Origin of the sequence: Planococcus chinensis (genome assembly GCF_042681545.1) — a bacterium.
GTDB lineage: Bacteria > Bacillota > Bacilli > Bacillales_A > Planococcaceae > Planococcus > Planococcus chinensis.
Map to the genome: position 1 here is coordinate 22079 of NZ_JBHUFW010000021.1, position 6696 is coordinate 28774.

The 6696-nt window shown below is 47.9% G+C and carries 7 protein-coding genes; 5 read left to right on the forward strand and 2 right to left on the reverse strand.

Going from position 1 to position 6696, the window contains the following annotated elements; genetic code table 11:
* The first annotated feature begins 61 nt into the window (after positions 1-61).
* Positions 62-685: a flavodoxin family protein gene (locus ACFSDB_RS17195; RefSeq protein ID WP_377340753.1), complete on the forward strand. Its 624-nt coding sequence runs from the start codon at positions 62-64 to the stop codon at positions 683-685.
* A gap of 98 nt (positions 686-783) precedes the next feature.
* Positions 784-1434: a vWA domain-containing protein gene (locus ACFSDB_RS17200; protein ID WP_204893828.1), complete on the forward strand. Its 651-nt coding sequence runs from the start codon at positions 784-786 to the stop codon at positions 1432-1434.
* A 141-nt stretch (positions 1435-1575) separates the two neighbouring features.
* Here ACFSDB_RS17200 and ACFSDB_RS17205 read toward each other — a convergent pair whose 3' ends face one another.
* Both ACFSDB_RS17205 and ACFSDB_RS17210 read right to left on the reverse strand, forming a co-directional pair.
* Positions 1576-1803, reverse strand: coding sequence for a helix-turn-helix domain-containing protein (locus ACFSDB_RS17205; RefSeq protein WP_204893829.1), 228 nt, complete (start codon positions 1801-1803; stop codon positions 1576-1578).
* A 10-nt stretch (positions 1804-1813) separates the two neighbouring features.
* Positions 1814-2293 (reverse strand): DUF2975 domain-containing protein, encoded by a 480-nt coding sequence (locus ACFSDB_RS17210; protein ID WP_204893830.1) that lies wholly within the window; start codon positions 2291-2293, stop codon positions 1814-1816.
* Positions 2294-2558: 265 nt separating this feature from the next.
* Here ACFSDB_RS17210 and ACFSDB_RS17215 point away from each other — a divergent pair, with 265 nt between their 5' ends.
* From ACFSDB_RS17215 to ACFSDB_RS17225, 3 genes are all read left to right on the forward strand, one after another.
* Positions 2559-3236, forward strand: coding sequence for a response regulator transcription factor (locus ACFSDB_RS17215; RefSeq protein ID WP_204893831.1), 678 nt, complete (start codon positions 2559-2561; stop codon positions 3234-3236).
* Positions 3223-4626: a sensor histidine kinase gene (locus ACFSDB_RS17220; protein WP_204893832.1), complete on the forward strand. Its 1404-nt coding sequence runs from the start codon at positions 3223-3225 to the stop codon at positions 4624-4626. Before ACFSDB_RS17215 ends, ACFSDB_RS17220 begins: the two co-directional genes overlap by 14 nt.
* A 114-nt stretch (positions 4627-4740) precedes the next feature.
* Complete coding sequence (locus ACFSDB_RS17225; protein WP_204893833.1) at positions 4741-6339, forward strand: pyruvate oxidase; 1599 nt, start codon at positions 4741-4743, stop codon at positions 6337-6339.
* Positions 6340-6696: the final 357 nt, after the last annotated feature.

Below are 6696 nucleotides of genomic sequence, written 5' to 3' on the forward strand. Positions count from 1 at the left end.
GGGAAGAGAAGTGGAAGAAAGATCTTTAAGCCAATTATTCTGAGAGAAGGGATTTGAAAAGATGCAGCAACTGAAAGCGGTTTTTTTGAACAGTTCATTAAAAAGCTCGGAGGAAGTTTCCAACACCGAAGGATTCATCAACGATGTCCAAGTTCATTTCAATCAACTGGGTGTCGCTTCTGAAATCGTCCGGTTGGCAGATTACAAAATTGCATTGGGTATAGCCGGCGACATGGGCGATGGCGACCAGTGGCCTGAGATCCTGGAGAAAGTGCTGGCTGCAGATATCGTCATTCTCGGGACGCCGTTGTGGCTCGGCGAGAAAAGCTCGCTCGCTACCCTGGCGATTGAGCGGCTCTATGGCAGCAGCAGCGAAACGAACGACAAAGGCCAATCGGTTTTCTACAATAAAGTGGGCGGAGCGATTGTCACTGGTAACGAAGACGGCGCAAAGCACGCAGCCGCATCGATCATCTATGGCCTTTCGCATATCGGATTTTTGATTCCGCCGAATGTCGACGCTTATTGGGTCGGCGAGGCAGGACCCGGTGAATCTTATAACCAGGCAGGGCGGGACAATGAGTTTACGAAATCCGCTATCGAGCGGCTGGCTTACAACACCTATCACTTGGCAGGTATGCTGAAAAACAATCCAATTCCGGCAGAAGGCAATACATTGGAATGAATGATCGGCATTGAAATGTCGCTTCCAAAGCGACCATTCAGGATTCCTTCAAGTTTATCCTTAGATTGTAGCCAAAACAATTTAAGGAGGAAAAAAAGATGAATGAAAAAGCAACGGAATTGGTGTTTATCCTCGATAAAAGCGGTTCGATGGCAGGCCTGGAAAGTGACACGATCGGCGGTTTCAATGCCTTGGTCGAAAAACAGGCGAAAGAACCGGGGGAGGCGCGGATCACCACAGTGCTGTTCAACCATGACTATGAGCTGCTCCATGACCGTATCCCGTTACAAGGCGTTGCGCCATTGACTGAGAAGGACTATGAAGTCGGCGGGACGACGGCCTTGCTGGATGCCATCGGCGCCACCATCCAAAAGATCGGCAATGCGCAGAAGCGGACCAGTGAAGCGGAGCGGGCCGGCCGGGTGATGTTCGTCATTACGACCGATGGACTGGAAAATGCCAGCAGGGAGTACAGCTACGAAAAGATCAAAGCGATGATTGCCCGCCAAAAAGAAGAATACATGTGGGAATTCCTGTTCCTAGGAGCAAACATTGATGCCATTGCAGCAGCAAAGAAATTCGGGATTGCCGAAGAATTCGCGGCGGAATATCATGCCGACGCAAAAGGGACTGAGCTGAATTTCAAAGCGTTGAACCAGGCTGTCAGTTCATTCCGCAGTGAACAACAGCTCGACCGCAGCTGGAAGAAAGACATTGAAGCCGATTATGAAAAACGGAAACGGCATTAAAGGCGCCGTCTGCGAAAGTAATTGCTTAGAAATTAAAGAATAATCCATATGAAAAGAGCTTGGAAGCTTCCAAGCTCTTTTTGCGTTTCTGATACCCGTTTCCCTTTAAAAATGATCAATAAGTAGTTGATTTAAATCAACTTATTTTGCTTCCGGCGGTTCAGGTTCCGGCCGGTATTCCAGCAGATCACCCGGCTGGCAATCAAGCGCTTTGCAGATCGCTTCCAGTGTCGACAGGCGGACCGCTTTCGCTTTCCCATTTTTCAAAATGGAGAGATTCGCCATTGTAATGCCAACCCGCTCCGATAATTCGGTGACGCTCATTTTCCGCTTTGCGAGCATGACATCAATATTGATTATAATCGCCATAGTTTTCACCTCAGACCGTCAAATCGTTTTCGGATTGGATTTCGATTGCGTTGCGGAATAATTTTTCCAAAACGGCGGCAAACACGGCGATGACAATGGCCCCGAATGTGATGATCATGCCGATTCCACCAAGGCCAGGCGCGTCATCCACTTGTGCCATGTATAGTATTAGCGGAAGGCTGAAGGCGTAAAGCACGGTGATGGTGATGGCGCAATATTTGATCGTCTTCAATGCTTTAACGGACAACTCGGAAAAAGCGATATTTCGGTCAATATACCCTAAAAGTTTCATCGCTTGATACAAGGCGAAGAAATAGGCGATTGCTGTGCCGTACATGGCAAACATAAAGAAATACTGCAAAAACGCCCAGTCGGGAAGCAGTTCAGCTACGAACGACGAGAAGGGGGGGACTACAAAGATGCAGACTGCAAGCACCGGAAGCGCCATGAAAAATAAGACAATTTTCAAAAAAAGTGTTTCCCGTTTCATTTTATGGACCTCCTTACATATTGATAAATTCAATTTATCATGTTATTTATCGAATTACAATAAAAAAAGATTGTTTTTAATTAAAAAAAAGATTGTCTTCGAAAACGAACAAGATAAGTAATAGGAGCGGTTCCGCATGCTGTCAATCCGTTTTCCAAGAAAATGCACTATTATTTAAGTTTTCTGAGAATTTTCATCCGTTTTTCACTTAACAATGGTGTACTATAGATAGAAAAAGGACACCGGTGGGGAAAGGGTGTTGGGGATGAAGCTATTACTGGCAGAAGATGATGAGACTTTGGGCGAATTGATTGTCCATTTATTGAAGAAAAAAGGGGCTAAAACCGTTGATTGGGTAACGGAAGGCGAAGATGCCTACGATTTTGCCCTTGCGTCTTTCTACGATGTTGTCATTCTGGACTGGATGATGCCAAACGGGGATGGAGTCACGATCTGCAAAAAACTGCGACAGGAAGGCTATGGCGGCGCTGTGATCATGCTGACGGCAAAAGACTCTCTTAGCGACCGCGTAGAAGGACTGGATGCAGGCGCTGATGATTATCTGGTCAAACCATTCGAAATCGAAGAACTTTGGGCACGGCTGCGGGCCCTTGGCAGAAGGACGTTTTCTCCGCTTCAGGATGAAGTGGTGGAGATTGCAGGTCTGAAAATAAACCGCACAGGACATTCCGTCACCAAAGGAAAACAGCAGGTCAGTTTGACTCCTCGGGAATTCCAACTTCTGGACATGCTTGTTCAGAATCGCGGCACAGTGCTGACGAGGGAGCTCATCTTTGACCGGATCTGGGGCTTTGATACGGATGTATCCATGAAAACGATTGATGCGACAGTGAAGCTGCTGCGGAAGAAAATCGACAGTGAAGATGAAAACAGTTTGATTGAAACCATCCGAGGGGTGGGATACCGCATTGAAAAAACCTAGTGCTTTCCCAAGAAAACAAAAAGATGTTTTTTCGCATACAAGATCAAAGCTGACACTTTTTTACAGCGCGATCCTGACTTTATTTTTGGTGGTATTCGCTGCGATTACATTATCCGTCTTTTATTTCATCATTAAAAATGACCAGAAACAAACGCTTGAATTGTTGTCTGACCGCGAAGTGCAGATGGCTGAACGCGCATTGTACGGCAGCGGAGGCGCTTGGCGGGAGCAGGAACGGCGGGATTTGGCGGGAAACCAGGTGTTCTACTACATCACCGATAATTCAGGGGACCTGACCATCAACCAAGACGATTATGAAGAATTGCGGCCGTTGTACCTTGATCTGATCGATGGATGGGAGACAGACGGCATTGAATATAAACGGGCGCCCATCACTATCCCTGAGGGAGATCCGCTGTACGACGATTTTCAGGATCTTGACCGGGAGGTGCTCGTGTTGGCACGGCCTGTCTATCATGACGGCTACCGGATTGCGATGTTGTATTTAGGGGTTGACAATACATTCTATGCTTCGATCATCAAGTGGATTGTCATTGTCTTTACCAGCCTTGCACTGCTGTTCATCTTTATCGGCTTTCTGCTTAGCAGATGGATGGCGAAACGCGCGCTGGTGCCTGTCGAGACGGCCTACCATCAACAACGAGAGTTTGTATCGAATGCTTCCCATGAACTCCGGACGCCGCTGAGCGTCATTTTATCGGCAGTTGAAGCGCTGGATATGGAAGAAGACAACAATAACCCGTTCACGAAGAAAATGCGAAAAACGCTCAAGCATGAGGCAAAGCGCATGTCTGCTTTAATCAGTGAACTTTTAGCACTTGCACGGACGGATTCCAATAACGGGGTTGCTGAGCTCCGCAAAGAGGCGTTTGATGCATTTCCGCTTGCAGAGCAAGTGGTGGATTCTTTCAGCAAACGCAGCAGCGAAAAAAATCTATCTGTCAAATTGGATTCACCGGAGACTCTGCCTGTATTCGGCGACCGGGATAAAATCGCCCAGATGATGTATATTCTTGCTGATAACGCGATCAAATATACACCGGAAGGCGGTTCGGTGAAAATCGACTTGAAGCAGCAAGGCCGAAAGAAAAATGAGGAGTTTTTATTCACGGTCACCGATTCCGGCATTGGCATCGCTGCGGAAGACAAAGCCAGGATTTTCGACCGCTTTTACCGGGTTGACAAAGTGCGCAGCCGCAAGGAAGGGGGATACGGATTAGGATTGGCAATCGCTAAATCGATTGCAGTTTCGCACGGCGGAACCATAACGGTAGACAGCGTCCCTGGTGAGGGCTCTTCCTTTACTGTATCGATTCCGAATGTGCATCCAGCAGAATCATTGCAGCAGCAAGAACTGAAAAATGCATAAGAAGAGGCAGCCGGCAAACGTCAGGCTGCCTTTTTCCGATTCCTGCATTCACGTTTGAAACCGTACTGTAAAAGGTATGGGGGTAATGACAAAATAACGAAATGAGGGATTCCAATGTTCGATAAAACGGCCGGCAGCTATGTCATTGAAGGATTGAAAGAATGGAATGTGTCGCATCTCTTCGGCATGCCTGGCGATTCCATCAATGAATTTGTCGAAGAGTTGCGCAAGCAGCAAGCGATCCGCTTTATCCAGATCCGTCATGAAGAAACAGGCGCGCTTGCGGCATCGGCCTACTCCAAGCTTACCGGACGCATCGGTGTCTGCATGTCTATAGCGGGGCCGGGTGCTGTGCATCTTTTGAATGGCTTGTATGATGCGCGGAAAGACAAAACGCCGGTATTGGCGATTGTCGGGCAAGTGGAACATTCCAAAGTGGGGACCGACACTTTCCAGGAATTGAAACTGGAAGCGATGTTTGACGATGTAGCAGTATATAACCGCCAGGTTCAAAACGCTGATCAATTGCCCGATATGTTGAATCAGGCCATCCGGACAGCATACGCTGAAAAAGGGCCGGCAGTCCTATCGGTATCGGATGATTTGTTCAGCACGAAAATCAAGAGAGAAAAGGCGTTGACCTCGTCGGAATACAGTTCTCCGCGGATTGTCCCTGCCTCAGAAGAGCTGCGGAATGCCGGCAAACTGATTGACGCTGCGGAAAAACCGGTCATCCTGGCGGGCAAAGGCGCAAAAGATGCATCTTGTGAACTTCTGACGTTTTCCGAGAAAATCAAGGCTCCGATCATTCTCACACTACCGGCAAAAGGCATCGTTCCCGACAGCCATCCGCATAACTTGGGCCAGCTGGGTCAATTGGGAACAAAGCCTTCAGCGGAGGCGGTAAAAGATGCCGATTTGCTGATTCTGGCAGGCACTTCGTACCCATACCGTGATTATTTGCCGGATGATACGCCAGCCATCCAGTTGGACATCGATCCAAAGGCGATCGGCAAATACTATCCGGTAACCTTGGGGATAGCCGGAGATATGAAACCGGGAATCGGATGGCTGGCTGAAAATGTTTCGGTTAAGGATGATTCCTTTTTAAAAAAATACATTGAACAACGCGCTGTTTGGCAGAGACAACTGCAAAAAGAAACGGACAAAGTTACAGAGGCGCTCCAACCGCAACAAGTCGTGGCGGAGGTCCAGAAAATCATAGGCCCCTCGGATGTGGTTTCGCTTGATGTAGGCAGTGTGACGATCTGGGCCGCACGTTATCTGCAATTGTCCGGCCAGCCTTTTGTCCTGTCTTCATGGCTTGCAACGATGGGCTGCGGCCTTCCCGGAGGGATTGCCGCCAAACTCGCCTTTCCGGAGCGGCAGGTAATTGTATTGGCAGGTGATGGAGGTTTTTCAATGGGCATGCAGGATTTCGCTACAGCCGTCAAATACAAGTTGCCGATGATGATCGTCGTATTCAACAACCAGAAAATCCAGCTCATCGAGGACGAACAGGACAAGGCGGGCAATGTGCCTTCACAGGTTGAAATTGCCGACATCGATTATGCGGCATTTGCTATCGCCTGCGGCGGGGAAGGGCACACCGCAAGAACCCGGGCGGAATTGCAAGATGCGCTTGCAAAAGCCCGGGAGAGTAAGAAACCCGTAGTCGTAAATGCATATATTGAAGATGTTTCGTCTATCTAAAAAGCTTCGAGAAAATCAGCTTAAGTAAAGTATTGAAAGGCATTGGAATGAATTCATTCCAATGCCTTTTCTTGTTTTTGAACAGCCTTGCAGACAGGAGAGAGATGCAATGAATTTTTGATGAGGGGGAAGAGGGGAGGGGAGTTAAAAGGCATTGCAAGATGGAACGAGGACTAAAAAAAGAAAGCGGACAGAGAAGGAAAATAAAGGACATACGAACACCATGATAATTAAACACCGGTGAATTAGATTTTTTTAAAATCCATAGGAGAGGTGAACTGAGCCCCATTTTCTAGACAGTTTAATAAAAGCACCCTGCAGCTTACGCTGCGATCAGATGACTCCGGTATTGTGCCG